This is a genomic window from Mesonia sp. HuA40 (assembly GCF_008017835.1).
In the GTDB taxonomy this organism is placed as follows: domain Bacteria; phylum Bacteroidota; class Bacteroidia; order Flavobacteriales; family Flavobacteriaceae; genus Mesonia.
This window is the reverse complement of record NZ_VRLT01000029.1, coordinates 300,156-325,087: the sequence shown is the minus strand read 5'-3', so window position 1 is coordinate 325,087 and position 24,932 is coordinate 300,156. Positions and strand designations below refer to the sequence as shown.

General features: G+C 36.4%; 28 protein-coding genes. 16 read left to right on the top strand and 12 right to left on the bottom strand.

Translation table 11 applies throughout. The features are described 5' to 3' along the window. Positions 1–10: 10 nt before the first annotated feature. From FT993_RS07760 to FT993_RS07740, 5 genes are read right to left on the bottom strand one after another with little or no spacing between them, the layout of a single operon-like run. Positions 11–1,171, bottom strand: a complete 1,161-nt coding sequence (locus tag FT993_RS07760; protein WP_147861971.1) for a metal ABC transporter permease — start codon at positions 1,169–1,171, stop codon at positions 11–13. Further along, positions 1,168–2,298 (bottom strand): metal ABC transporter permease, encoded by a 1,131-nt coding sequence (locus tag FT993_RS07755; RefSeq protein WP_147861970.1) that lies wholly within the window; start codon positions 2,296–2,298, stop codon positions 1,168–1,170. The genes FT993_RS07760 and FT993_RS07755 overlap by 4 nt, the downstream gene beginning before the upstream one ends. Positions 2,299–2,308: 10 nt before the next feature. Beyond that, positions 2,309–3,049: a metal ABC transporter ATP-binding protein gene (locus FT993_RS07750; RefSeq protein ID WP_370450887.1), complete on the bottom strand. Its 741-nt coding sequence runs from the start codon at positions 3,047–3,049 to the stop codon at positions 2,309–2,311. 6 nt (positions 3,050–3,055) lie between these two features. Further along, positions 3,056–3,976 (bottom strand): metal ABC transporter solute-binding protein, Zn/Mn family, encoded by a 921-nt coding sequence (locus FT993_RS07745; RefSeq protein WP_147861968.1) that lies wholly within the window; start codon positions 3,974–3,976, stop codon positions 3,056–3,058. Beyond that, positions 3,973–4,656 carry a metal-dependent transcriptional regulator gene (locus FT993_RS07740; RefSeq protein ID WP_147861967.1) on the bottom strand — a complete coding sequence of 228 codons (684 nt, stop codon included), beginning with the start codon at positions 4,654–4,656 and terminating at the stop codon, positions 3,973–3,975. The genes FT993_RS07745 and FT993_RS07740 overlap by 4 nt, the downstream gene beginning before the upstream one ends. 312 nt (positions 4,657–4,968) lie before the next feature. Between FT993_RS07740 and FT993_RS07735 the strand changes: the two genes are divergently transcribed. Together FT993_RS07735 and FT993_RS07730 are read left to right on the top strand one after the other, a co-directional pair. Then, the gene (locus FT993_RS07735) at positions 4,969–5,070 is read left to right on the top strand and encodes a hypothetical protein (protein ID WP_255504447.1); all 102 of its coding nucleotides are present in this window, start codon (positions 4,969–4,971) and stop codon (positions 5,068–5,070) included. Next, positions 5,030–6,028, top strand: a complete 999-nt coding sequence (locus tag FT993_RS07730; protein WP_147861966.1) for a Plug domain-containing protein — start codon at positions 5,030–5,032, stop codon at positions 6,026–6,028. The genes FT993_RS07735 and FT993_RS07730 overlap by 41 nt, the downstream gene beginning before the upstream one ends. A 2-nt stretch (positions 6,029–6,030) precedes the next feature. On the opposite strand, the gene FT993_RS07725 is transcribed toward FT993_RS07730, so the two are convergent. Next, entirely contained in the window at positions 6,031–6,792 is a 762-nt protein-coding gene (locus FT993_RS07725) for a TerB family tellurite resistance protein (RefSeq protein ID WP_147861965.1), read from the bottom strand. Between the two features lie 146 nt (positions 6,793–6,938). On the opposite strand from FT993_RS07725, the gene FT993_RS07720 reads away from it, so the two are divergent. From FT993_RS07720 to FT993_RS07705, 4 genes are all read left to right on the top strand, one after another. Further along, positions 6,939–7,349 carry a BrxA/BrxB family bacilliredoxin gene (locus FT993_RS07720; RefSeq protein ID WP_147861964.1) on the top strand — a complete coding sequence of 137 codons (411 nt, stop codon included), beginning with the start codon at positions 6,939–6,941 and terminating at the stop codon, positions 7,347–7,349. A 139-nt stretch (positions 7,350–7,488) separates the two neighbouring features. Beyond that, a complete protein-coding gene (locus tag FT993_RS07715) occupies positions 7,489–8,223 on the top strand; it encodes a 1-acyl-sn-glycerol-3-phosphate acyltransferase (RefSeq protein WP_147861963.1) in 735 nt (244 codons plus the stop codon). 13 nt (positions 8,224–8,236) lie between these two features. Continuing rightward, the gene (locus FT993_RS07710; protein ID WP_147861962.1) at positions 8,237–9,229 is read left to right on the top strand and encodes an acyl-ACP desaturase; all 993 of its coding nucleotides are present in this window, start codon (positions 8,237–8,239) and stop codon (positions 9,227–9,229) included. Between the two features lie 7 nt (positions 9,230–9,236). Then, positions 9,237–9,890, top strand: coding sequence for an HD domain-containing protein (locus FT993_RS07705; protein ID WP_147861961.1), 654 nt, complete (start codon positions 9,237–9,239; stop codon positions 9,888–9,890). A 72-nt stretch (positions 9,891–9,962) separates the two neighbouring features. On the opposite strand, the gene FT993_RS07700 is transcribed toward FT993_RS07705, so the two are convergent. The 6 genes from FT993_RS07700 to FT993_RS07675 all read right to left on the bottom strand — a co-directional run bounded on the left by FT993_RS07700 (position 9,963) and on the right by FT993_RS07675 (position 16,154). After that, complete coding sequence (locus FT993_RS07700; protein ID WP_147861960.1) at positions 9,963–10,745, bottom strand: enoyl-CoA hydratase/isomerase family protein; 783 nt, start codon at positions 10,743–10,745, stop codon at positions 9,963–9,965. Positions 10,746–10,750: 5 nt separating this feature from the next. Next, positions 10,751–12,202 carry a PAS domain-containing sensor histidine kinase gene (locus tag FT993_RS07695; RefSeq protein ID WP_147861959.1) on the bottom strand — a complete coding sequence of 484 codons (1,452 nt, stop codon included), beginning with the start codon at positions 12,200–12,202 and terminating at the stop codon, positions 10,751–10,753. Between the two features lie 3 nt (positions 12,203–12,205). Continuing rightward, positions 12,206–12,745, bottom strand: coding sequence for a CopD family protein (locus tag FT993_RS07690; RefSeq protein WP_147861958.1), 540 nt, complete (start codon positions 12,743–12,745; stop codon positions 12,206–12,208). 50 nt (positions 12,746–12,795) lie between these two features. Continuing rightward, positions 12,796–14,142 carry an MATE family efflux transporter gene (locus FT993_RS07685; protein ID WP_147861957.1) on the bottom strand — a complete coding sequence of 449 codons (1,347 nt, stop codon included), beginning with the start codon at positions 14,140–14,142 and terminating at the stop codon, positions 12,796–12,798. Between the two features lie 9 nt (positions 14,143–14,151). Next, positions 14,152–15,171 carry a ferrochelatase gene (hemH, locus tag FT993_RS07680; protein WP_147861956.1) on the bottom strand — a complete coding sequence of 340 codons (1,020 nt, stop codon included), beginning with the start codon at positions 15,169–15,171 and terminating at the stop codon, positions 14,152–14,154. A gap of 80 nt (positions 15,172–15,251) precedes the next feature. After that, positions 15,252–16,154: an AraC family transcriptional regulator gene (locus FT993_RS07675; RefSeq protein WP_147861955.1), complete on the bottom strand. Its 903-nt coding sequence runs from the start codon at positions 16,152–16,154 to the stop codon at positions 15,252–15,254. A gap of 199 nt (positions 16,155–16,353) precedes the next feature. Between FT993_RS07675 and hemA the strand changes: the two genes are divergently transcribed. The 10 genes from hemA to FT993_RS07625 all read left to right on the top strand — a co-directional run bounded on the left by hemA (position 16,354) and on the right by FT993_RS07625 (position 24,892). Beyond that, a complete protein-coding gene (gene hemA, locus FT993_RS07670; protein ID WP_147861954.1) occupies positions 16,354–17,610 on the top strand; it encodes a glutamyl-tRNA reductase in 1,257 nt (418 codons plus the stop codon). Between the two features lie 9 nt (positions 17,611–17,619). Further along, a complete protein-coding gene (gene hemC, locus FT993_RS07665; protein ID WP_147861953.1) occupies positions 17,620–18,537 on the top strand; it encodes a hydroxymethylbilane synthase in 918 nt (305 codons plus the stop codon). A 6-nt stretch (positions 18,538–18,543) separates the two neighbouring features. Continuing rightward, entirely contained in the window at positions 18,544–19,233 is a 690-nt protein-coding gene (locus tag FT993_RS07660; RefSeq protein WP_147861952.1) for a uroporphyrinogen-III synthase, read from the top strand. A 91-nt stretch (positions 19,234–19,324) separates the two neighbouring features. Next, positions 19,325–20,350 carry a uroporphyrinogen decarboxylase gene (gene hemE, locus FT993_RS07655; protein ID WP_147861951.1) on the top strand — a complete coding sequence of 342 codons (1,026 nt, stop codon included), beginning with the start codon at positions 19,325–19,327 and terminating at the stop codon, positions 20,348–20,350. A gap of 2 nt (positions 20,351–20,352) precedes the next feature. After that, positions 20,353–20,844 (top strand): hypothetical protein, encoded by a 492-nt coding sequence (locus tag FT993_RS07650; RefSeq protein ID WP_147861950.1) that lies wholly within the window; start codon positions 20,353–20,355, stop codon positions 20,842–20,844. A 2-nt stretch (positions 20,845–20,846) separates the two neighbouring features. Then, positions 20,847–21,749 (top strand): oxygen-dependent coproporphyrinogen oxidase, encoded by a 903-nt coding sequence (hemF, locus tag FT993_RS07645; RefSeq protein ID WP_147861949.1) that lies wholly within the window; start codon positions 20,847–20,849, stop codon positions 21,747–21,749. A gap of 23 nt (positions 21,750–21,772) precedes the next feature. Beyond that, the gene (gene hemB / locus FT993_RS07640; RefSeq protein ID WP_147861948.1) at positions 21,773–22,762 is read left to right on the top strand and encodes a porphobilinogen synthase; all 990 of its coding nucleotides are present in this window, start codon (positions 21,773–21,775) and stop codon (positions 22,760–22,762) included. A gap of 31 nt (positions 22,763–22,793) precedes the next feature. Further along, entirely contained in the window at positions 22,794–23,144 is a 351-nt protein-coding gene (locus FT993_RS07635) for a hypothetical protein (RefSeq protein WP_147861947.1), read from the top strand. Positions 23,145–23,247: 103 nt separating this feature from the next. Next, positions 23,248–23,691 carry a hypothetical protein gene (locus FT993_RS07630; protein WP_147861946.1) on the top strand — a complete coding sequence of 148 codons (444 nt, stop codon included), beginning with the start codon at positions 23,248–23,250 and terminating at the stop codon, positions 23,689–23,691. Between the two features lie 100 nt (positions 23,692–23,791). Further along, positions 23,792–24,892: a CNNM domain-containing protein gene (locus FT993_RS07625; protein WP_147861945.1), complete on the top strand. Its 1,101-nt coding sequence runs from the start codon at positions 23,792–23,794 to the stop codon at positions 24,890–24,892. Positions 24,893–24,932 lie beyond the last annotated feature (40 nt).

Sequence of the window (24,932 nt, the reverse complement as noted above, 5' to 3'; positions counted from 1 at the left end):
ATTATTTTAATTATCCCCGAAATAAAAAGAATTTGTTTTTTAAATCTTCTATAGCCGTAGGTTTATTGGTAGTAATGTACTTCAAAGCCTCTTCGGTGAACTGCAGGCCTTTATCTGATAAATTAATTACCTGATTTTCGATTTCAATAAGATTATTTTTTTTAGCGAGATCTACCACGGTTTTGGCTTGAATACGATGCCAATTAATATGCTCTTGCAAATGATTGATATGTCTCTCTAGCGGGTCTTCATGATTTTGTAAGTGCAAAAGAAATATCAATAAAGAGACCTCTTTGCGTTGTTGCTTTTCTTTAAAGATAGCTGATATTACCCCTTGTCTTGGCGCAAACATAAACACCAATAAAAAAAGTATACCCAAAACGCTTGTCATAGATCCAGCGATTGAGGCATCTAACCAGTGCGCTAACCAATAGCCTACCAAAGCCGAGAAGACTCCGAAAAGCAGACTTAAAATCAGCATCTTTTTTAAACTGTTGGTAAGAAGATAAGCTGTGGCTGCAGGTGCAATGATGAGGGCAACCACCAAAACCGCTCCCACAGCATCAAAAGCTCCCACAATAGTTACAGAAGAAACACTCATAAGACCGTAATGAATCAGTAAGGGTGAAAAACCTAGACTAGTAGCCAAGCCTTTATCGAATGTACTCATTTTTAATTCTTTAAAAAACAAAATCAGTAAACTAAGACTCATAAATAAAATACAGCCAATAACCCATAAAGATTTCGGACCAAGATCTATATCTCCTACTAGTAGTCGATCAAACGGAGCGAAAGCTAATTCGCCAAGCAGTACTGCATCTATATCAAGATGAACATCATTAGCATTTTGAGCAATTAAGATTACCCCAACACTAAATAAGGCCGGAAAAACCAATCCTATTGCTGTATCTTCTTTCACCAACCTGGTTTTTTGAATAAATTCTACCAGCACTACCGTGAGTACGCCAGTGACAGCTGCCAACAGAATTAGCCAAGGAGAGTTTAAATCTTGCGTGATAAAAAAACCAACTACTAGTCCTGGTAAAATGGAATGGCTAATGGCATCGCTTATCATAGCCATCTTTCTAAGCACCAAGAAAACTCCCGGTATTGCGCAAGCCATTGCCGCCAGAGCTGCAATTAATTGTATTTCTATTTGGGCGTTACTCATATATCTTGAATAGCTTCGTTAGGTTTATAAAAATTTTCTGCTTCTTGGTAGCCCTTGGCAGTTAGCGACCATTGATTACCTCGAATCTCTACCCAATTTTTTTCTTCTAGCTTATTAAGTGTTTTACGCGTATAGCCGTGAAAATTATTAAGGATTTTTATAGCATGTGGATGGGAAATATCTTTATGATTTTGAGCAATATGATACATTACCGAAAGTGTTTTACGCAGGTTAAGTTCCTTTCGGTTGCGATAGAATCTAACTCTTCTAGCGAGTAAACCACGTTGCGGAGCAAATACAAATGAGAGTAATACCAATCCGGCAGCAACCAAAACGATTACTGGTCCGGTAGATAGGTTGTTCTGGCTTGCACTAATAGCAGTACCCAATACACCCGAAAAAGCCCCAAAAATAGCGGCCAAAAAAATCATTACACTTAACCTATTGGTCCATTGACGAGCTGCAGCAGCCGGAGCTAAAAGCATTGCACTCATTAATACCACCCCCACCGTTTGAAGCCCCAAAACAATTGCCAATACAATAAAACCAGTGATTAAAATGTCAAGAAATCTCGTATTAAAACCCAATGTTAAGGTATAATCTGGGTCAAATAGCAGCAATTTCAACTCTTTCCAGAACAAGAGCAAAACAAATAAGCTAACACCTGTTACACCTATCATTACATAAACGTCTTGCACCATTAAGGTAGCGGCTTGACCAAATAAATATTTATCTAATCCTGCCTGGTTGGCATTGGGTAACTTTTGAATAAAGGTGAGTAGTAGCATCCCAAATCCAAAAAATAAAGATAAAATTAGACCTAAAGCCGTATCGTTTTTCAAGCGTGTTTTTTTGACAATACTTTTAATCCAAAATGTACCCAACAATCCGCTAATCAAAGCTCCTAAAAGCAAAAAATGAGTTTGCTTAGTACCGGTCAACAGAAAAGCGAGCGCAATCCCAGGCAAGGCTGCGTGAGAGATAGCGTCTCCTAATAAACTCTGTCTTCTCAATACTGAAAAACTCCCTAACATACCACAAACCGCACCTAAAACAGCCGTACCTAAAGTAATTACACCTAAGGTATAATCGGTAAACAACAACGAAAAATACTCTGTTATATTCATTTTTTTGCCTTTACGGATTGATGGCTACTTTATAGTTAATTCCGTAGGTTTTGGTTAAGTTATCATCGTTAAAGATATCTTTCACAGGACCCGATGCTATTCTTTTAACATTTAAAAAGGTAACCCAATTGAAATACTCGGGTACGGTTTGTAAATCGTGGTGCACTACAATTAATGTTTTTCCCGCATCGCGTAATTCTTTAAGAATTTTAATTATAGCTCTTTCGGTTGTCGCATCTACACCTTGAAAGGGCTCATCCATAAAATATATACTCGCGTTTTGAACCAATGCTCTCGCTAGAAAAATACGCTGTTGTTGTCCGCCAGATAGTTGACTTATTTGTCGGTTTTTAAAAGCAAGCATTCCTACTTTTTCCAAGGCCTCTAAAGCCGATTTTCTTTGCGCTTGCCCTGGGCGTTTTATCCAACCTAAGCTACCATAAGTTCCCATCATGACCACATCAAGAGCGGTTGTAGGAAAATCCCAATCTACCGTTCCTTTTTGCGGCACATAGGCCACCTTTGCACGTTGGGCCTTATAGGGTTTACCAAAAATTTTAACACTGCCTGCGATGGGTTTTATAATACCCAAAATAGCTTTAATAAGTGTAGATTTACCCGCTCCATTCGGTCCCACGATGGCCATTAGCACCCCTTCGGGAATTTTTAAATCGATATCCCAAAGTACGGGTTTGTAGTCATAGGCCACCGTAAGGTCGTCTATTTTTATGGCTAGTTTCTCGTTTCTCACATTCAATTACTTTAGAGCGTCTACAATGGTATGTACATTATAAGTAAACATACCCAAATAGTTACCTTCTGGTGTACCTGAATTACCCAGTGCATCAGAAAAAAGAGTTCCGCCTATAGCGACCTCAAAACCTTCGGCTTGAACCGCCTTTTGCAAAGCTTCAATCGTTCGTTTGGGCACACTACTTTCTATAAATATAGCTTTCACTCTTTTATCGATTATAAATTGTGCTAGATTTTGTACATCTTGCACTCCAGCTTCTGTGGCGGTTGAAAGACCTTGCAACCCTACCACTTGAAAACCATAGGCTTCACCAAAATAATTAAAAGCATCGTGGGCCGTAACTAAAATACGTTTATCTTTGGGTAAAGTTGCAATTTTAGCTTTGATTTGGTTCTCTAGTTTATCTAATTGCGCCAAATAAAGTTCCTCATTTTTTTTAAATAAATTTTGATTGTCTGGATCTAAGCGACAAAGTTCTTTTGTTAGTTGTTGGGTAATCAACTTCCAGTAACCTATATTAAACCAAATATGCGGATCAAAATTAGAGGCAAAATTCTCAGAACCGATAAGTTCCTTTTTGTCTAAAGCTTTTGAAAGAGCTACAGTATTGGTCTGCTGTTGCATTTTTTCAAATACATCTACTAATTTCCCTTCTAAGTGAAGCCCATTATAAAAGACAACATCGGCTTGGGTAAGTTTGGTTACGTCTCCCGCACTAGCTTTATAAAGATGCGGATCGACCCCTGCCCCCATTAAACCTTTAACCTCTATAGCTTCGCCACCAATTTGCTTGGCTAAATCGGTGATCATTGTGGTGGTAGTTACCACCTGTAATTTCCCGTTTTTATTTTGATTTTGCTTTTTACAGCTCCCAAAACAAATCAGTACTACTAGCGCAACTCCTATTTTTTGTATCACCTTCATGCTCTTTCTTTTATTTTGCTTTCTTTATTTCTCTCCACGAATATGTTTTGAGTAGCGGTTTTAGATAACATTATTTCATTATTGCCCACCTTTACCAACATACTTTCATCAAACTCCTGAATACTTTTAATGCTTACAAGTGTGTTTAATCCTATTTTATGCTGATCTAAAAATTGTAAAAAAGAAGAAGAGGCATCGCTAAAACCTTTACAAATCAAGGTGTCTCCTACTTTGAATTCGCTTAAGCGACGCTTTTTAAATTCGGGCAATACTCCAGCAGCATTAGGAATAGGGTCGCCGTGCGGATCAAAACTAGGTCTACCTAAAAAACAATCGAGTTCTTCTACCAATTTTTTAGATTGTATATGTTCTAATTGTTCGGCTACCTCGTGCACCTCATCCCAGTTAAAGTTTAAACACTCTACCAAGAAATACTCCCACAACCTATGTTTTCTGATGATAGCCAATGCCCATGATTTACCCTCAGGGGTTAATGACACGCCATAATACTTTCGATAATTTACCAATTTTTTTTCGGCGAGACGTTTTAACATCTCGGTAACCGAAGCCGCTTTGGTTTGTAATTCTTCAGACAATTTACTGGTAGAAACCCCCTTTTCACTGGATTCCTCAAGATGATATATCGCCTTGAGATAATTTTCTTCAGATTGAGAATACATACAAAATATTTATAATCTACAAAGTTACATTTTATTTACCCAAATAATAATTTAGCTTACCCTAATTTTATTATTCAAAATAAATAAAAAAAAGATTAGGTTTAATAGTTTTGTAAAAATTATTTAGTTTTGCCTAAAAATTTTATTAAACAAGGTTAAAATGAGAATGATTATTTTATTATTTTGTCTGCTTAGCTTTAGTGTTTGGTGTCAAGAAAAAGTCAAGCTTCAAGGCGAGGTTCATTATAAAGAAGAAGTGTAGCCTTTGCAAACATCAGCGTTTTAAATCAATATGTTGGAACCGCAACAGAAATGCAAGGTAATTTTGAACTCCAATTAACTCCAGGACAACACGTTTTAAAGGTACAGGCAATTGGTTTTAAAAACCCAAGAGATTGCTGTAGATACCAATAAAATGAACAAAAAACAACGACACATTTCGCTTAAAGCGGATTTGTTAGGCTTAGACCAAGTTGTGGTTAGTGCTACTCGTAATCGTATCAGTAAAAAAGAGGCTCCTGTAACAGTTAATGTTTTAAGCAATAAAATTTCTAGAGCCGCCCACTCAATATCATTAGCCGATGGTCTAAATTTTCAACCCGGCGTTCGCGTAGAGACCAACTGCCAAAATTGTGGTTTCACGCAAGTTCGATTGAATGGTTTGGGTGGCGAATACACACAAATATTGGCAAACAGCCGCCCTGTTTTTAGTGCACTAAATGGTGTTTATGGTCTTGAACTAATTTCCGTAAGTATTATAGATCGAGTAAAGGCAGTACGCAGCGGAGGTTCGGCTCTATTTGGAGCCAATGCCATTGCAGGAACAATGAATGTTATTACTAAAGATCCGGTATTGAATCAATGGGAGGTGCAAACCGATTTTGCTTCTATAGACGCCAAAAGCACAGACCGAGTTATCAATGCAAGTGCCGCTATCGTTAGCGACGACCTCAACAGCGGTTTAAGTATTTTTGGTACTTCGCGAGATAGACAATCTTATGATGCCGATCAAGATGGTTTTAGTGAAATTACAGCCTTAACCAACACTAGCTTTGGTACTATGGCATTTTTAAAAAAAATTGATCGAGTAGCCTTTAAAAACCCTGAGGTAATTAAACAACTTAATAAAAACTATTATGCTGTGCGAATGGATGTAAATAGCACCCAGCCAATATTTTTTGATCAACAGTGGTTTTTTAATTCCGAAGTCAATTCCAAGCAAAATGCTGTGCATAAATTAGCAAAGCTATTCATCAACCCACCAAATAAAGGAATTGCGCTTCCTGCTACGCTTATTTTAAACCCAAGTTTTAAAGTAAACCAACGCCTCTTTAGTTATTATACCCCCAAACAACTTCTTAACCTGCTATAGGGTTAAAGTCCTCTTTCTTTTTGAATTTGTTCATACGCTTGTTGTACGCGCATAAATTTTTCTTGAGCTCCCTTTTTATAAGCTTCATCCATGCCCACCAGCTTATCTGGGTGGTACTTTTTTGCCATGGTTCTAAATGCCTTTTTCACCTCCGCATCGCTAGCCGATTTATCGATTTCAAGAATTTTATAGGCGCTACTGCTATCGTGAGTATTAACAAACATAGCTTTGATGCTCTCAAAATCATTTTGGGTAAGTTGAAAATGACTTGCAATACGCTTAAGCTGATAAATTTCTGCAGCTGAGATATGCCCATCGGCTTGCGTAATACCAAATAAAAAATGAAGAATTTGCAAGCGCACCTCATATCTCGTTCGAGCTCTAATATAGGTACAGATACGTACTAAATCTATGCTTCGGTGTTTAATTACCTCATTAAAGGTTTTAAATGTAGCATTGGCGCGTTCTTTACCATAGGATTGCACAAAGTAAGATCTTACATAATCTAGTTCACGCTGATTTACACGACCATCTGCCTTGATAATTACCGAGCAAAGGCTTAATAAATTGAGTTCAAAATCTTTAGGAGAAACTTGAGTTTTTCGGCTTTCAAAATACCGGCCAAAATCACCTTTAGAAGAAGATTGTCCCGCACTAACCGATCCAAAAATACGATCTAAAATAGAACCCAAAAAGAATCCGGCTATTGCCCCTCCAAATCTTCCGTAAAGGAAACCTAACACCGCCAACACCCATTTTATCATAATTACACTTTAAAAAAGAAACAAATATAAACTATTAGAAAGAAAACAAGGAAAAGCAAGCTGTAAAAGCATCAAGATCAAAAGCAAATAGGAGATATAGTAATTTAGAATTTGGTATATTTGCTATTCAAATAAAAATAAAAGCTATGTATCCAGCAGAATTAATAAAACCCATGCGTGAAGAATTAACCAGCCAAGGTTTTGAAGAATTACAAAGTGCCCAAGATGTAGACGCTATATTAAAAAAAGAAGGGACTACTTTATTGGTAGTAAACTCGGTTTGTGGTTGTGCTGCAGCCAATGCTAGACCAGGTGCTAAAATGTCTTTAAACAACAGTAAAAAGCCAGATCATTTGGCCACTGTATTTGCTGGGGTTGACAAAGAAGCCACAGATAAAGCTAGAGCGCATATGGTGCCTTTTCCTCCTAGTTCTCCAGCTATTGCCTTATTTAAAGATGGAGAATTAGTGCACATGTTAGAAAGACATCATATTGAGGGGCGCCCCGCCGAAATGATTGCCGATAATTTAAAAGATGCCTATAACGATTATTGCTAATCGCTTATAAGCAAGACTTAATTGCAGCCGCTTCATTATTTGAGGCGGCTGTTTTATTATGCTTGCATTGTTCTTTTAAGTATTTGATGGGTTTCTTTGTAATTATAAAGCTACTTTTGCGTTTTCGCTTGTAATAATTATGAAACAAATTTTATCCTATCCTTTATCGGTTATTTATTATTTTTTCTTTGGTTTATGCTTGGTTGTTTTTCATCCCATTCAATGGATTTGTTTTAACGTATTCGGTTATCAGGCGCATAAAAAAAGTGTAGACTACCTGAATTTCTGTTTGCTTAAATGTTTGCATATTTTAGGAACCCGAATCAGTTTTGAAAATAACTTTGAACTTCCTAGCGGAAAACCTTATATAATTGTTGCCAATCATCAAAGCCCTTACGATATACCGCCCTTGGTATGGTTTTTGAAAAAAATACACCCTAAGTTCATCAGTAAAAAAGAACTAGGAAAAGGAATACCTAGCATATCTTACAACTTAAGACACGGTGGGTCAATTCTTATAGATCGAAAAAACCCAAGGCAAGCCTTACCAGAGATTAAAAAATTTGCCAGCTATTTGAATCAAACCAATAGGTCTGCTGTAATTTTTCCAGAAGGCACAAGAAGTAAAACTGGCATACCCAAGCAATTCTCTCCTAATGGGTTAAAAATGTTGTTTAAATTCTGTCCTGAAGCAACAGTGCTCCCGGTTAGTATAAACAACTCTTGGAAACTGGTGAAAAATGGTTCTTTCCCGCTAGGATTGGGCGTACATTTAAAATGTACTGTGCACCAACCTTTGGCCGTTAAAGATTTTGATGCTGACACTCTATTGGCCAAAACTGAAACCAGCATCACCTCAAACATTATAACCTAAAAAATAATACGCCATGGCTACAAAAAATATACGACTAGAAGTAATGCAGCAATTAGAAGATAAGGTAGACGGCTTTATCGATCAATTTTTAATTCCTGTAGAAAAAATATGGCAACCTACTGATTTCTTACCCAATTCGCAATCGGACGGTTTTTATGACGAGATTACAGAAATTAGGGAGTTAGCCAAAGAATTGCCTTACGATTTTTGGGTAGTATTGGTAGGCGATACTATTACAGAAGAAGCCCTACCTACCTATGAATCTTGGCTTATGGATGTAGAAGGCATAAATCAGCAAGAAGGTGGAACGCCTTGGTCAAAATGGGTAAGATACTGGACAGGAGAAGAGAATAGACACGGTGACGTTTTAAATAAATATTTATACCTATCTGGACGAGTAAATATGAAGGCGGTTGAACAAACCACCCAACACCTTATAAACGATGGCTTTGATATAGGCACCGATCAAGATCCTTACAAAAATTTTGTTTATACCAGTTTTCAAGAATATGCTACTTATGTTTCGCACAACCGTGTGGCAAAATTGGCCAAATCTTACGGGAATAAACCCTTGGCAAAGATGTGTAAAATAATTAGTGGCGACGAGATGAGACACTATAACGCCTATAGCTCTTTTGTAAATGAAATTTTTAAAATAGACCCAAGCAATATGATGATTGCTTTTAAAGACATGATGAAGCATAAGATAATAATGCCGGCCATGTTTTTACGTGAGGCAGGAGATTCTTTGGGCAGTGCTTTTGATGAGTTCTCTATGGCTGCACAACGTATTGGTGTTTATACAGGACAAGATTATGTGGATATTATGCGTCGATTAATTAAACGTTGGGATATTGAAAAAATAACTGGTTTAAATGAAGAAGCTGAAAAAGCACGCGATTTTGTGATGAAATTACCTGCACGTATGGAGCGTATTAATCAGCGTATCCGCATCAGCGAAAAAATAACTCACTTTTCCTGGGTTAATCCAGCTATGGCCAAGTAATTATTGTATGCAGAAAAATAAATTCGTAGCCCAAACCATTACCTTTGTTAAGGATGAATTGGCTGGGGCCGAAGCAGGCCACGATTATTTTCATATAGAGCGTGTTTATAAAATTGCTTTACAGATTGCTCAAATCGAGGGGGCCAATCAAGAAGTGGTTGCTTTAGCCGCTTTACTGCACGATATTGCCGATTACAAATTTCATGAAGGCAACGAAAGCTTAGGCGCACAAAAAGCTGGTGAGTTTTTAGCAAGCATAGATACACCTGAGCCTACCTATAATGCGGTTATAGATATCTTGAAACAAATTGGTTTTAAAGGAGGTCACCAACAAATTAGTCAACCTAGTTTAGAATTACAGGTAGTACAAGATGCCGATTTTTTAGACGCAATGGGAGCTATAGGTATTGCTCGTACTTTTAATTATGGCGGATTTAAAAACAACCTTATTTATGACCCTAATATTTCTCCCAATTTAAATATGAGTAAAGATGTATATAAAAAAGGTGGAGGAACTACTATTAATCATTTTTACGAGAAATTACTGAGATTAAAGGATAAAATACAAACCTCTACCGGTAAAAAAATGGCACAAAAAAGACACCAGTTTATGCAGCAGTATCTTAGCCAATTCTTTCTTGAGTGGGAAGGTAAGGTGTAAAGAAATATTGCTCTTAAAACAAAAAACCTTGACGTTTATCGCCAAGGTTTTTTTTATGAGTAATTCATTAAATTAAGAGTTTGGAAATGATGGTTTTCTCTTGTTCAAGAAAGCTTGCGTACCTTCTTTAAAATCATTTGTTCCAAAGCTCTTTCCAAAGTTCTCAATTTCCTTTTTAAAACCGTTCTCTTTTTTATCATCAAAAGCATTTACCGCATCAATTGCGTAAGCAATGGCAACCAAAGAATTTTTGGTTATTTTTTGAGCTAAATCATTAGCAAACACAAGTAATTCGTCTTGCGGTACTACATGGTTTACCAAACCGTATTGTAAAGCCTGATTTGCATTAATCATCCCTGCAGTCATAATCATTTCAAGTGCTCTTCCTCGTCCTACCAACTGGGTAAGCCTTTGAGTGCCACCATAACCTGGTATTACCCCTAAAGAAGTTTCGGGTAACCCCATTTTTGCGTTATCAGATGCAATTCTAAAATGGGCAGCCATTGCCAATTCTAGCCCTCCGCCTAGCGCAAAACCATTGATAGCAGCTATAACAGGCTTTTTAAGCTGTGCTATTTTATCAAAAACCTCTTGATGACCCTTCTGCGCCAATTCAGTACCTTTTTCTACACTAAAATCAGCAAATTCAGCAATATCGGCTCCTGCTACAAAAGCTTTTTCTCCACTTCCGGTAAGAATTATAATTTTTACCTCATCATCAGATTCCAAGATCTTTATGGCATCATTAATTTCTTTTAAGGTTTCTCGGTTTAAAGCATTTAATTTTTTGGGTCTGTTTATAGTTAATTGAGCCACGCCTTGCTCTTTATCGCAAATGATATTTTCGTAATTCATAGTTATTATAATTTTGGAAATTTCACATAAAAGGTAGTTCCCTTATTTATTTCTGTCGTAAAAGTGATACTCCCTTTATAGGCTTCAACTATATTTTTAATGATGCCTAAACCAAGTCCCATACCACTAGTTTTTGTTGTAAATTTAGGTTCAAATATACAATTTTTATATTCTTCAGGAATTCCGCTTCCTTTATCGCTAACTTCAATCAAAACGTTTTGATTTTTGGTGTAAACCGCCACTTTAACAGGCTCGGATGAATTGCCTTCACTAGCTTGTAAGGCATTTTTAACCAAATTGGTAACCACTCTAATTAGTTGAGACCTGTCGAATATGGCTTTGATTTCACCTTGCTCGGTAGAAAATTCAATATTATGCTCTTTAAAGATATCTAAAGCCAGACCAACTATTTCGGGTACATTTAACTGCTCGCTCTGTTGTGCCGGCATTTTAGCAAAATTAGAAAAAGCCGAAGCAATTGAACTCATAGTATCTATTTGCTGGATTAAAGTTTGGCTATATTCTTTTAGCTTCTGCTTTATATTAGGATCCTGTGGGTTGAAATTACGCTCAAAACTCTGTACCGTTAATCGCATTGGGGTTAACGGATTTTTAATCTCGTGTGCCACTTGTTTGGCCATCTCACGCCAGGCCTGTTCGCGCTCACTTTTAGCCAATTTAATAGCACTCTCCTCTAATTCATCTATCATAGAATTATAAGCGGTGATAAGTAATTTCACCTCATCTGATGCTTTGTTAACGCTTATCTTTGTATTTTCTTTATCTAATCGAGTAGCATGAATTTTTTCACTTACCGTTTTTAATGAGCTTGTAATGTATTTAGACAAAAAATAAGAAAGCAAAATGGCCGCTATAATAAGTACTAAATAGACTTGAGCTAAAAGCCTTAGGAAATCTTTTAGTTGCATCTCTATAAATCCATCGTCTTTTATATGCGGGAGATTTAGAATCCCCAAGGGTTTAAAGTATTTATCGGTAATATAGGTAAACGATGACTGCAGTTTTTCCCCATCTTCTGTGTAAAAGTTTACAAATCGTTTTGAAGGCGAATTCCTTATGTTATTTAATATTTCTTTTGGTATACGGGTGCTGCTTGAATCTTTAAAAAAAGTAGGTTTAGAAGACTTCACCAACTGCCCAGAAAGATTATAAATATTGATTTCTGTGTTATGGATGTTACGTAACTCATATATTTTTTTCCTAAAGATGAGTTCCATATTTTCTGGTACTACGGGGTAAGTAGTGGTTTGAATCTCGTAATTGATACTTGCCCGTATCGAAGCCTCCTTTTGTTTTAGCTTATCTCTTTGATAGGCTTCGGCCTCTTTTTTGTATTGATAGACGGTAACCCCCGCAATAAGCACCGAAGCTCCTAGCACTAGAAATATCATGCTTAGAAAAATACGAGTACGTAAAGAACGGGTTATCCATTTCATAATTTATTCTTTTGTTCGTATGCGCTTATAAAGTTTGATTCCAAGCATTAATAAAATGGCTAAAACGAAAATGCCCACCACACCGTAGATCCAATTTACGGCATTCTTTAGAATTACCAAAAAGACAACCGCAAATAGAATTAAGGTAGAACCCTCATTAAAAATTCGCATTTGATTAGAGCTAAGTTTAAATACGTCTCGTTGCTGAAGCTTAAAAAAATGATGGCATTTCCCGTGGTATACAAACAACAATAAAACAAAACCTAATTTTACGTGCATCCAAGATTGCGATAACCAAGCTGGATTAAGAACAAGCAACCATACTGCAAATAAAGTAGCCAAAATTGCCGATGGCCAAGTAATTATATACCAGAGCCGTTGCGTCATTATTTTAAACTGTTTGTTGAGAATTTCTTTTTCTGGTGAAGGTTTCTCTTGAGCTTCGATTTGATAGATAAACAATCTTGGGATATAAAACAGGCCGGCAAACCAGGTGATCACAAATATTAAATGTAAAGCCTTGATATAATTGTAGTATTCCATGAAAATAAATAATCAATAAAGGGCAGCAAATATCGTGCTATAAATAATCACTAAGCTTGTTTTAAATTTAGTTGTACTTCTCTTTTTAATACCCAACCCGTTACTAAGGTCGAAATCAAATCCGCCAACGGAAAAGAAATCCACACTCCCCATAAGCCATAATATTTTGGCAATATCAAGACCAAAGGTATAAAAAAGAAGCCTTGTCTGCTAAGGGTAAGCAAAAGTGCGGGTATAGCTTTTCCTATTGCCTGAAAATAGGCAGAGCCTATTAACTGCAAAGATATTATGGGTAGGGCCGCGAATACCCAACGCATGGCTGCTGGGGTTTCTTGTAAGATAATAGGGTCTTGGGTAAAAACACTCGCTATTTGCTCTGGAAATATCATAATGATACTGAATATTCCTAATGCTAAAAGACTAGCGCTACCTATAGCTAAATTTATACTCTTTCTAACACGCTGTGGTTTATTGGCACCGTAATTATATCCGGCAATTGGCAAAAAACCTTGTGTTATACCCAAAATGGGAAACAACACAAACATTAACATCCGTGCCACAATAGCATAAACCGTAACCGATTGCGCACCGCCTAATTCATATAATATATTGTTGAGCAATAAGTAGGTAATACTAACAACCGCTTGGCGCGATAGCGTAACAAATCCTAAAGAACCTATTTCTTTAACAATTTGTTTCTCTAAGCCAAAATGCTTCCAGGTTAACTTGAGTTCACTATTTTTTGAAGAAAAAAACCAAAGTATAAATAAGAAACTTACTATATAAGAGCCAGTAGTAGCCCAAGCTGCACCAGCCATGCCCCAATCTAATACATAAATCAAAATATAATCTGCTAGTAAATTCCCCACCGAGGGTATTACCATGGCAATCATCGCAAATTTAGGTTTACCTTCTGCCCTAATACTGCTGTTCCCCATCATGACTAATCCTAAAATGGGGACTCCGTAAAGCACAATTTGGTAGTAAGTTTTGGCAAGATCAAAAATCTCACCCTTACCTCCAAAAGCAGGTATCAAGCTATCGGTATAAACTAAGCCCAACCCAGCTAAGCTTACGCAAAGAAGTAACGTTAAACCAATTTGATTACCAAAGGTTTTAAGCGCTTTCTCATAATTATTGGCTCCCAAGGCGCGGGAGATTATTGAAGCTCCGCCCACGCCTATAGCCATGCCCAGGGCTGCGATAAAAAACGAAACCGGCAGCACCACATTTATAGCTGCAATGGCGGTTGGGCCAATCCAGTTGCCTACAAATATGGTATCTACCATTATATTTAGAGACATAATAAGAACACCGATTGAAGCAGGAACAGATTGCTCTAATAAAAGTTTACCAATAGGTTTTTGTCCCAGCTCTTTTGCATTCTTTTTAGCCATAACAGAACCTTAGGGCTTGTTTACCCATTGGTTAATCCAATTGCTTAAGGTTTGCACCCAATCCTCTCTGTCGTTAAGGCAAGGAATTGTAGTAAAATTTTTTCCGCCATTTTCGTGAAAGATTTCTTCTCCTTCCATAGCTATTTCTTCTAGGGTTTCTAAGCAATCAGAAACAAATGCGGGAGTTACCACTGCCATATTTTTTACACCTTCTTGTCCAAATCGCTCAATTGTTCTATCGGTATATGGTTGTAGCCAAGGGTCAAAACCTAATCTAGATTGAAAAGAAGTACTGTATTTATTTTCTGGCAAGTTTAAACGTTCAGCCACCAATCGCGTACTTTCATAACACTGGTGTCTATAACAAAATTCGTGTGCTGGCGAGGGAGTAACACAACAACTTTTATCTAATTTACAATGCGAGTTGGTTATATCGCTTTTTCTGATATGTCTTTCGGGTACACCGTGATAACTAAACAATAAATGATCGTACTCTTTATCTTTTAAAGCCTCCTGTATACTATTAGAAAGCACTTTAATATAAGCAGGGTTATTATAAAAAGGTGGCAAAGTGTCTATCTGCATTTTGGGATAATGTTTTGCTTGCAACTCTTTGGCCAACACAACAATAGTCTCTATAGTAGCCATGGCGTATTGCGGATATAAAGGCATGAGCAATACTTGGGTAACGCCCTGTTCGTGCAATTCTTTAAGTCCGTCGGCTATGCTAGGATTCCCATAACGCATGGCCAGTGCTATAGGAATATCGGTATGTTCATCTATTTTATCTTGAAGCCTTTTTGACAAAACAATTAAAGGGCTGCCTTCATCCCACCATATTTTTTGATAGGCTTCAGCCGATTTTTTAGGCCGGGTATTCAACACAATACCCTTAACAATTAGCGCTCTTAGCAGCCAGGGCAAATCGATTACCCTTTCATCCATTAAAAACTCATCTAAATATCGCTTAACATCTTTTGGATTTGTACTATCGGGTGAACCCAGATTTACCAGTAAAACTCCTTTCATAAACATTTTATATTTTAGTCAAAAATAATTCTTTATTACACATAGGGATTCTAAACGCCATTTAAAAGAATTATAATTTATCAAGAAAACAAATTTATAGATTGAATATATTTTTTGGGCGTGGTATTAAATTTCTTTTTAAAAGCTGCAATAAAATGGCTTGAGGTGCTATATCCTACTTGTAGACCTACTTCATTAACGTTATAATCGCCACTTTCTAACAATTTTCGGGCATATTCCATTTTGTAATCCAGTAAAAATCCGTAAACCGTATCTCCATATACCTCTTTAAAACCTTCTTTTAATTTTTTTAAACTCAAATCAATTTCATCGGCTAACTCCTGCAGACTAGGTGGTTCTGCCATTTGACTGATGATAATTTCTTTAGCCTGACTTATTTTACGAATATTATCTTCATCGGCTAAGAAAGGACATTGTTCTATATTGGTTTCGGCGGGCATATTAAAATATAAGCTTAACAGCTCAAAAGCTTTGGCTTTTAAATATAACTTCTTAACGGATGGATGCAAGTTAAAATTCAACACCTGACTTAATACTACCGCCATAGACGGACTCACATCGTGCTCTTTATAATATTTGGTATTGCGCTTCTCATCGGTAAGGAAATCAATATAATTAGCTTCATCAGAAAACAACTCATGTAATTTTTTAATTGAAACTATCAAACTCACCCACCAAGAGTTAGGTTTAATAACCAGATGCAGAGGTAAATCTTGTTTAGGATTATACAATAACAAGTTCTTTTCTTCTTTTAAACCAATTTGGTATTTACCTTGATTAAATAAAAATTCTAGATTACCCTTAGTGCAAAAATGAAATTGAATAAAATCTTTGTTGATTTTTTTCTCAATAATGTGATTGTCTTTTTGATTATTTAAGCTCTTAAGAACAAAGAGACCCTCTTCAAGCTTAAAAAGCTCATAAGACCCTGTAGCGTTATTTTTTTTTATGACATTTATCATATTTAATGTATTTTATTTAGAATCATTCTAAAAAGCAAGCAGCAAAACAGCTCAAAACCCCTTAAAAATCCCTTAATGACAAATATCTATATAAAAAACGAGTTAAATTACCTTGAACGATACAAAAAGTACTTCTAGCGTTATTTTTAAAAAAATCTTAACTTTACATTTGCATGCACATTTTAGGTTTTTTCCTTTTATGAGAAATTATCACGTTAGTAGACATCATTCTTTTTACGCCATTGGCTTGAGTTATCAAAAGGCAGATGCGGTAACCCGCGGTCATTTTAGCATAACCAATGAGCAGCGTATCAAAATATTAGAAGAAGCCAAACAAGATGGCTTAGAAGGACTATTGGTTACTTCTACCTGTAATCGTACAGAGGTTTACGGTTTTGCTGAGCATCCGTTTCAACTCATCAAATTATTGTGCAAACACACACAAGGCACCGTTGAAGAATTTGAAGAAGTGGCCTATGTTTATAAAAACCAAGAGGCCATTAGTCATTTGTTTAGAATGGGTACTGGCTTAGACAGTCAAATTGTTGGTGATTTTGAGATTATTAGTCAGCTAAAAGAAGCTTTTCGAGTTAGTAAAAAATATGGTTTAGACAATCCGTTTTTAGAACGTTTAGCCAATGCTGTTATTCAAGCGAGCAAACGTATAAAGAGCGAGACCAACTTATCATCTGGAGCCACTTCGGTATCTTTCGCTTCTGTTCACTACATTTTACAACATGTAAAGCACGTATCAGAAAAAAACATATTGCTTTTTGGTACGGGTAAAATTGGTAGAAATACTTGTGAAAATCTGGTTAAGCACACCAAAAATAAAAGCATTACTCTAATAAATCGCACCAAAGATAAAGCTGAGCGTGTTGCCGGCAAGTTTGATTTAATTGTGAAAGATCATGCCGATTTACAATCTGAAATCAGAAAAACAGATATTCTTATTGTGGCTACTGGGGCTCAAAGACCTACCATATCTAAAGAACTTATTCATGCAGAGCAAGATCTTTTAATTTTGGATTTATCTATTCCTAAAAATGTATCGGATGATGTAACCGATTTAAAAAATGTACGTTTGGTTCATTTAGATTATCTTTCCCAAATGACAGACGACACCTTGGCAAAAAGAAAGGAGTTTATTCCGCAAGCAGAAGCTATTATTGATGAAGTAAAAGCCGACTTTAACGCTTGGTTAGAAAGCCGAAAATTTGCCCCAACCATTAAAGCTTTAAAGCAAAAATTAAAAACCATTAAAGACGAAGAAATTGATTTTCAAAGTAGAAAGATAAACAATTTCAACAACGAGCATGCAGAACTTGTAAGCAATAGAATTATTCAGAAAATAATGAATCAATTTGCCAGTCATTTAAAAGGTGAGCAAGACACATCAGATGCTAGTTTAGATCTCATACAAAAGGTTTTTCAATTAAAGAAAATCAACTCCTAATCAATAACTATGAAAGAGTGTATTCGCATTGGTACCAGAGATAGTTCTTTGGCGCTTTGGCAAGCCAATTTAGTTAAAAGTAAATTGGAGAATTTAGGGTATAAAACCGAATTAAAACCCGTTAAATCTACTGGCGATTTAAATTTAGATCAGCCGCTATACGAGATGGGGATTACAGGTATTTTTACCAAAACCCTAGATGTTGCGATGATTAAGGATGAGATTGATATAGCAGTACACTCCATGAAAGATGTACCTACCGCTTTACCGAAAAGCATCATTCAAACCGCGGTTTTACCAAGAGCAAATGCCCAAGATATATTGGTACACAAGGGTTTAGATTTTGATTCTAAAAAAGGGGTAATCGCTACGGGTAGTCTTAGAAGAAAAGCCCAATGGTTACACCAATACCCATACCACCAAATTGTTAATTTACGTGGAAATGTGAATACGCGCCTAGAAAAATTAGCGAATAATGAGTGGCACGGAGCTATTTTTGCCGCTGCGGGCTTAGAGCGCATCGATTTAAAGCCTGATGAGTTTGTTAATCTCGACTGGATGATTCCAGCTCCAGCACAAGGAGCTATGCTTGTAGTGGCTCGTGAAGATAAAGATTTTGCTATCGAAGCTACACAGCAATTAAACGATAAAAAAACCGCTACCTGTGTGCAAATTGAAAGAGATTTTCTACGCACCCTAGAAGGAGGTTGTACTGCCCCTATCGGAGCTTATGCTAAATTTAAAAACGAGCATGAAATCGAATTTGTAGGTGCTTTGTTTAGTCTAGACGGAAAGAAAAAGCTAGAGGAAAAGGCAATTATCAAATCTCACGAAGTTAGTTTTGCCGGAAAGTACTTAGCAACCGAAATACTCAAAAAGGGAGGCGAAAAATTGATGCGAAAAATAAAGCAGGAGCTTAATAAGTAATTTGCCATGGCTAATTACCACGTTTTAAGTACCAAATTGCTTTCACCTCAGCAATATCTTACGTTTAAGACAAATAAAATTCTTTTAACGCATTATCCTAGCATTAAAATCGTACCCAATCAAGCTGCAAAGCTTCCTGCGAACATCGAGCATGCTATAATTACCAGCCAGAACTCATTCAAAGCAATAAAAGATAAAACCAACATTAAAAAAGCCTATGTGGTAGGTGAAAAAACAGCAACGCTGTTAGAGATGGCAGGAATTTCGGTTATATGTTGGAAACATTACGCTGTAGACCTTCTAGAGGAAATTATAGCAAAACACCAAGATGCACACTTTTATTTTCCTTGCAGCAGCATAAGGCGTGACACCATACCGGAAGGGTTGAAACAGAACAACATTAAATTTACCGAAGTTACAGCCTACCATACAAGTTTAAATCCTAAATCTTTTGAAACAGATTTTGACGCAATTTTATTTTTTAGTCCGAGTGGTGTCAATAGCTACCTTCAAAAAAATCAGCTAAAATCAGATGTTTTGGCTTTTTGCATTGGAACCACCACGGCCCAGGCACTCAAAACACACACTCAAAATATCATTATAGCCGAAAAACCTACGGTCGAAGAACTCATCGCAACGGTCATAAAATATTTTAAGCATAAGATTACAAAAAACAATAAGCAATCACCATATTAAAGCTGGGTTAAAATCACTTAAAACCCTTATAATATGTATCTTTGCTTCAACATTTTAAACCCTTAAAATTTCCTTTACGGAAGTATTTACTATGATAAAAAACGATTTATTTTTACGTGCACTAAAAGGAGAAACGGTAGAGCGCCCGCCGGTATGGATGATGCGTCAAGCAGGAAGATACCTACCCGACTTTATGAAGCTTAAAGAAAAGTATGATTTCTTTACCCGTTGTAGAACTCCTGAACTCGCTACAGAAATAACCGTAATGCCCATACATCAAGTGGGTACAGATGCTGCCATTTTGTTTAGTGACATCTTAGTTATACCACAAGCTATGAATATTGAGGTAGAAATGAAACCTGGTGTTGGACCTTGGTTACCCAACCCTATTCGCAGTGCTAAAGATGTAGAACAAGTGATTGTACCCAACGTAGAGGAAGAATTAGATTACGTTTTTGACGCCATTAAAATGACCAAATTAGCATTAAACCAAGAAGTTCCTTTAATTGGATTTGCTGGTTCGCCTTGGACCATTTTATGTTATGCTGTTCAAGGGCAGGGTTCTAAGAATTTTGACAAAGCAAAACAATTTTGTTTTACACAACCTTTGGCTGCCCATGCACTATTGCAAAAAATAACCGACACAACTATAGCTTATTTAAAACAAAAAGTAAAGGTTGGGGTAGATGCAGTTCAAATTTTTGATTCTTGGGGAGGTATGCTATCACCCGTAGATTACAATGAGTTTTCTTGGCAATATATCCAGCAAATTATCGATGCTTTAAAAGATATAACTCCGGTAATTGCTTTTGGTAAAGGCTGTTGGTATGCTTTAGATCAAATGAGCAAATCTGGAGCATCAGCTTTAGGAGTAGACTGGACCTGCTCTGCTCAAAATGCAAGAGCTTTTACTAATGGAAGTATTACCCTTCAAGGTAATTTTGACCCGTCGCGTCTTTTTTCACCACCAGCAGAAATTAAGAAGATGGTTCATCAAATGATTAATGATTTTGGAAAAGACAAATACATTGTTAACCTAGGGCATGGTATTTTGCCAAACATACCAGTTGAAAATGCACAGGCATTTGTTAATGCTGTAAAAGAATACAAAGCTTAACTATGGCCTTACCGGGTAAACTTTCAAGACTGAGACCAAGACAAATATTACAACTTGTAAAGGTTTTTATAGTGCGCCCTTTTTATATTATTCCTACCTACCGGGCTACGCAATTGGCTATCCATTTGGCACAAGCCCGGTTCGGCAAAGAACATCATTTAAACACCCCTGCCAACGCGTTTAGACACGCTTTATGGAGTTATTTAATTGCTCAAAAAGTTTATAAAAAAAATGAAAATGTGTCAAAAGCTGTACATTGGGCTAAAACCATAACCGATTTACACGAACAAATAGCCCCCAATAAACCACTTGAAAAGGCCATGGATTTACATAACAATAGCATTGGTCTTCGTTTATTTGAAGCCAATTATACCACAAACACTACTGATCAGCTATTAAAATTATTAAACAGAGAAACAGACCAAGCCGTAAAAATAACCAAAGCTGCCGATATTGAAATAAACAAAAATCGGCTTGTTTTTTTAGAAAATTAAATATGCGAGAAAAGTTTTTAGCTTACATACAAGAATTGCAAGACCAGATTACTCAAGCTTTAGAAGAGATTGACACCAAGGCAAAGTTTAAGGAAGACAAGTGGGAAAGAAAAGAAGGTGGCGGTGGCAGAACACGTGTAATTGAAAACGGAAAAGTCTTTGAAAAAGGCGGTGTAAATATTTCGGCTGTGCACGGCCCTCTAGCTCCAGCAATGCAAAAGTATTTCAAAGTAGGAGACGTAGATTTTTTTGCTTGTGGCTTAAGTTTAGTTATTCATCCTAAAAATCCTATGGTTCCTACCGTTCATGCCAATTGGCGCTATTTTGAAATGTATGACAAATCAGGTCAAGTTATAGATCAATGGTTTGGTGGAGGCCAAGACTTAACCCCTTACTACCTCTTTGAAGAAGACGCCAATCACTTTCACAAAATTTGTAAAAAAGCTTGTGATTCTCACGGATCAAATTTGTATACCGAATACAAAAAGAAATGTGATGAATATTTCTGGAATACCCACCGTAATGAAGCTAGAGGTATAGGTGGATTGTTTTTTGATTATTTAAAATCTACACCTAAAAAAAACATAGAAGACTGGTATCAATTTGTTACTCAAGTTGGAGATAGTTTCTTAGATGCCTATCTCCCTATAGTCAATAAAAGAAAGGAACTACCTTACAAAGATGCCCAAAGAGAGTGGCAAGAAATAAGGCGTGGCAGGTATGTTGAGTTTAATCTCATTCATGATAAAGGAACTCTTTTTGGCTTAAAAACAAATGGTCGTATAGAGAGTATATTAATGAGCCTACCGCCTCACGTGCAATGGCAATATAATCACCAACCAACTAATGGTAGTGATGAAGAAAAATTAATTCACGTTTTAAAAAATCCAAGAAATTGGGTGTAAACGTAAAACAAAAATAAATCATTATGTTCCCATTAATAAGAAATAGACGTACCCGAACAAATCAAGCAGTACGTAACCTAATTCAGGAAACTAACCTATCACCAAACGATTTTCAAGCCCCTATTTTTGTGGTAGAAGGTAAGAACAAAAAAGAAGAAATTGCTTCTATGCCAGGTTATTTTCGCTACAGCTTAGATCAATTGGCGCAAGAGATAAAAACCCTTTGGTCATTAGGAATTCAATCTGTACTATTATTTGTAAAAGTTGAAGAATCCTTAAAAGACAATGCGGGCAAGGAGGCTTTAAACCAAAACGGATTAATGCAACGTGCCATAAAGACAGTAAAAGATACGGTACCTGAAATGTTGGTTATGACCGATGTAGCACTAGACCCTTATTCTATTTACGGTCACGACGGTATCGTTGAAAATGGACAAATACAAAATGATGCTTCTGTAGAATTTTTAGCCGCTATGGCTCTATCTCATGCCCAAGCTGGAGCTGATTTTGTTGCGCCAAGCGATATGATGGACGGTCGTATTTTGGTAATGCGCCAGCGCCTTGAAGAAGCGGGCTATTCCCATACGGGAATTATGAGTTATAGCGCCAAGTATGCCTCTGCATTTTATGGCCCTTTTAGAGATGCTTTAGACTCGGCGCCTGTAGACGTACAAAACATTCCTAAAGACAAAAAAACTTATCAAATGAATCCTGCCAATCGGCTTGAAGCTATCCGAGAGGCTCAAATGGACGTCGAGGAAGGTGCAGATATCGTAATGGTGAAACCCGGACTTTGCTATCTAGATATTGTTAGAGATCTAAGAAATGAGTTAACTACACCCATATCTGTATACCAAGTTAGCGGAGAATACGCGATGATTAAAGCTGCCGCCGAAAAAGGTTGGTTAGACGAAGAAGCTGTCATCCTAGAGCAAATCACCGCCATAAAACGTGCAGGTGCCGATTTTATAGCGAGTTATTTCGCTAAACAAGCGGTTCAATTAATACAGTAAAACTTGGCACGATTTTAGGTTAAAGGCCAGTATGAAAAAATTGTTTTTATACTGGCTTTTTTTACTTTCGGTATTCCAACAAGTGGGAATAGCGGCTACATCCAGTTCAAGCAATGTTCTTCCTCGAGATACTCCAGAAAAAGAACACTACTTTTCACAAGAATATCAAAACTCCTTTCAGGGCTTACCTACAGATGAAGTTCGAACCCCACTAGGAGGCGAAAATGAACCCCTTTTTGGTTTTAATTTATTAGATGCCATAACAGATTTGGAGTCAAATCAAGTTTTGACTTTTCATCCACTAAAATCCTCCATTTTTTCATCATTAGATAAAAGGCTCTTATTCGGAGTTTTTCTATTCCCTTTCCATAGTTTTTTATAGTTCTATTGCTACCAGCTATTTATGTCATACCAATAAAACTAACCATTTTTTAACGGAATTAAATAAACTATAAATAAAAGTCTCTTTTTAGAGCATAAAAACCATGGAACGATCTTCTATTTTAATAGGATTACTTTTGCTATTTGCCTTCATTGCCCCATTATTTTATACCATAAACATTAAAAAGAAAAATAATGCTATTTGGGAACAAAAAATTAGAAAAAAAGCAGCTCAAATGCACCTAGAACTAGACGAACTAGAAATAAACACCAAATTGTTTTTGGGTATAAACCGTGCAAAACAAATACTTATTTACGGAAATTTAGATGAAGAAAATTTGAAAATAAAAAGTTTTGGTTTAACCGGAATTACTTGCGAAATAAAACAAAATAGGAGTAAAGAAAAAGGCATCGAGCAAATCGTGATGCTGCTTAAAAATCAATTACAGCAGAGCCAAATAGTTTTTTATAACGAAAAAGACGATTATAACGTGGAAGCTTTAGCACAATTAGAATTGGCTCAAAAATGGCAAAAAGTTCTAAGCTGATAAATCAATAGCCAAAATAGCGATTAGGTTTTGCTAAATTTGTGAAAAATAGGTTGAGTAAATTCTATATTTGTCTTATTTTTCAGAAAATTCATTTTTAATGACCTTATTAATAATTTATGCCCTAGTTTCTATTTTGGCTTCTTTCTTATGCTCTATTTTAGAAGCCGCTCTTTTGAGTTTTACCCCCACTCATATACGCCTTAAAAAAAATGAGGGAAAACAGTATGCTACAACCCTAGCCAGCTTTAAAAAAGATATTGATGTTCCTTTAACAGCTATACTTACCGTGAACACTATAGCTCACACTGTAGGTGCCATTTTAGTGGGTAATCAAGCGGCTATTCTTGCATTAGAACAAGGTATAGATTATCAAGTATTAGGAATAAATTTTGTTGGTTTAGTATCGGCAATAATGACTGTTCTAATTTTAATTCTTTCAGAAATTATTCCTAAAACCATAGGAGCTAGTTATTGGAAGCATTTAGGTCAGTTCACAGCCACCACCCTACAGATTCTTATCTTTCCATTAAAATATACCGGTATTTTATGGTTACTACTACTCACCACAAAACTTATAGGCAATTCTGCTCATGCTAATACCATGAGTCGAGAAGAATTTATAGCCATTACAGATGAAGCCGAAAAAGAAGGCGTTTTTAAAGAAAATGAAACCACCTTTATTAAAAATTTACTTGTTTTCAAATCTGTTATGGCGCAAGACGTTATGACTCCATTTTCGGTGGCTATGATTGCCAATGAAGAACAAAGTGTAGCCGCCTTTATTTCAGAACACCCTACGCTTAAATTTTCTAGGATTCCTGTCTACCATAATCAACCCAACAACATCACCGGTTTTGTGCTTAAAGATGAGATTTTAGAACATATGATTCAAGATAAAGGCGCATTACAACTTGAAAGTCTAAAACGCGACGTATTGCTAACCTACAGCCACACCCCTATTCCTAAATTATTTGAATTTTTCATACAAAAAAGAGCTCATTTAGCCGTTGTAGCCGATCAATATGGAAACACTGTAGGAATTATTACGATGGAAGATATTATTGAAACCTTACTCGGTTTAGAAATTATGGATGAAAGCGACAGTACAGAAGATATGCAGCATCTGGCTAGAAAAAACTGGGAAAAAAGGGCAAAGCGCCTAGGTATTATTCACGATAATCTAGAAGACGAACAATAATTCTTTTGTATCACTAAATAAAAAATTTTTGTTTACATCG

Coding starts and splice junctions, on each gene's coding strand:
- FT993_RS07710 (WP_147861962.1), top strand. CDS start 8,237: ATGGCTACAAAAAATATACGACTAGAAGTAATGCAGCAATTAGAAGAT.
- FT993_RS07740 (WP_147861967.1), bottom strand. CDS start 4,656: ATGTATTCTCAATCTGAAGAAAATTATCTCAAGGCGATATATCATCTT.
- FT993_RS07715 (WP_147861963.1), top strand. CDS start 7,489: ATGAAACAAATTTTATCCTATCCTTTATCGGTTATTTATTATTTTTTC.
- FT993_RS07685 (WP_147861957.1), bottom strand. CDS start 14,142: ATGGCTAAAAAGAATGCAAAAGAGCTGGGACAAAAACCTATTGGTAAA.
- FT993_RS07625 (WP_147861945.1), top strand. CDS start 23,792: ATGACCTTATTAATAATTTATGCCCTAGTTTCTATTTTGGCTTCTTTC.
- FT993_RS07745 (WP_147861968.1), bottom strand. CDS start 3,976: ATGAAGGTGATACAAAAAATAGGAGTTGCGCTAGTAGTACTGATTTGT.
- FT993_RS07690 (WP_147861958.1), bottom strand. CDS start 12,745: ATGGAATACTACAATTATATCAAGGCTTTACATTTAATATTTGTGATC.
- hemA (WP_147861954.1), top strand. CDS start 16,354: ATGAGAAATTATCACGTTAGTAGACATCATTCTTTTTACGCCATTGGC.
- hemE (WP_147861951.1), top strand. CDS start 19,325: ATGATAAAAAACGATTTATTTTTACGTGCACTAAAAGGAGAAACGGTA.
- hemC (WP_147861953.1), top strand. CDS start 17,620: ATGAAAGAGTGTATTCGCATTGGTACCAGAGATAGTTCTTTGGCGCTT.
- hemH (WP_147861956.1), bottom strand. CDS start 15,171: ATGAAAGGAGTTTTACTGGTAAATCTGGGTTCACCCGATAGTACAAAT.
- hemF (WP_147861949.1), top strand. CDS start 20,847: ATGCGAGAAAAGTTTTTAGCTTACATACAAGAATTGCAAGACCAGATT.
- FT993_RS07700 (WP_147861960.1), bottom strand. CDS start 10,745: ATGAATTACGAAAATATCATTTGCGATAAAGAGCAAGGCGTGGCTCAA.
- FT993_RS07725 (WP_147861965.1), bottom strand. CDS start 6,792: ATGATAAAATGGGTGTTGGCGGTGTTAGGTTTCCTTTACGGAAGATTT.
- FT993_RS07650 (WP_147861950.1), top strand. CDS start 20,353: ATGGCCTTACCGGGTAAACTTTCAAGACTGAGACCAAGACAAATATTA.
- FT993_RS07735 (WP_255504447.1), top strand. CDS start 4,969: ATGCAAGGTAATTTTGAACTCCAATTAACTCCAGGACAACACGTTTTA.
- FT993_RS07755 (WP_147861970.1), bottom strand. CDS start 2,298: ATGAATATAACAGAGTATTTTTCGTTGTTGTTTACCGATTATACCTTA.
- hemB (WP_147861948.1), top strand. CDS start 21,773: ATGTTCCCATTAATAAGAAATAGACGTACCCGAACAAATCAAGCAGTA.
- FT993_RS07660 (WP_147861952.1), top strand. CDS start 18,544: ATGGCTAATTACCACGTTTTAAGTACCAAATTGCTTTCACCTCAGCAA.
- FT993_RS07675 (WP_147861955.1), bottom strand. CDS start 16,154: ATGATAAATGTCATAAAAAAAAATAACGCTACAGGGTCTTATGAGCTT.
- FT993_RS07705 (WP_147861961.1), top strand. CDS start 9,237: ATGCAGAAAAATAAATTCGTAGCCCAAACCATTACCTTTGTTAAGGAT.
- FT993_RS07720 (WP_147861964.1), top strand. CDS start 6,939: ATGTATCCAGCAGAATTAATAAAACCCATGCGTGAAGAATTAACCAGC.
- FT993_RS07760 (WP_147861971.1), bottom strand. CDS start 1,171: ATGAGTAACGCCCAAATAGAAATACAATTAATTGCAGCTCTGGCGGCA.
- FT993_RS07635 (WP_147861947.1), top strand. CDS start 22,794: ATGAAAAAATTGTTTTTATACTGGCTTTTTTTACTTTCGGTATTCCAA.
- FT993_RS07695 (WP_147861959.1), bottom strand. CDS start 12,202: ATGAAATGGATAACCCGTTCTTTACGTACTCGTATTTTTCTAAGCATG.
- FT993_RS07630 (WP_147861946.1), top strand. CDS start 23,248: ATGGAACGATCTTCTATTTTAATAGGATTACTTTTGCTATTTGCCTTC.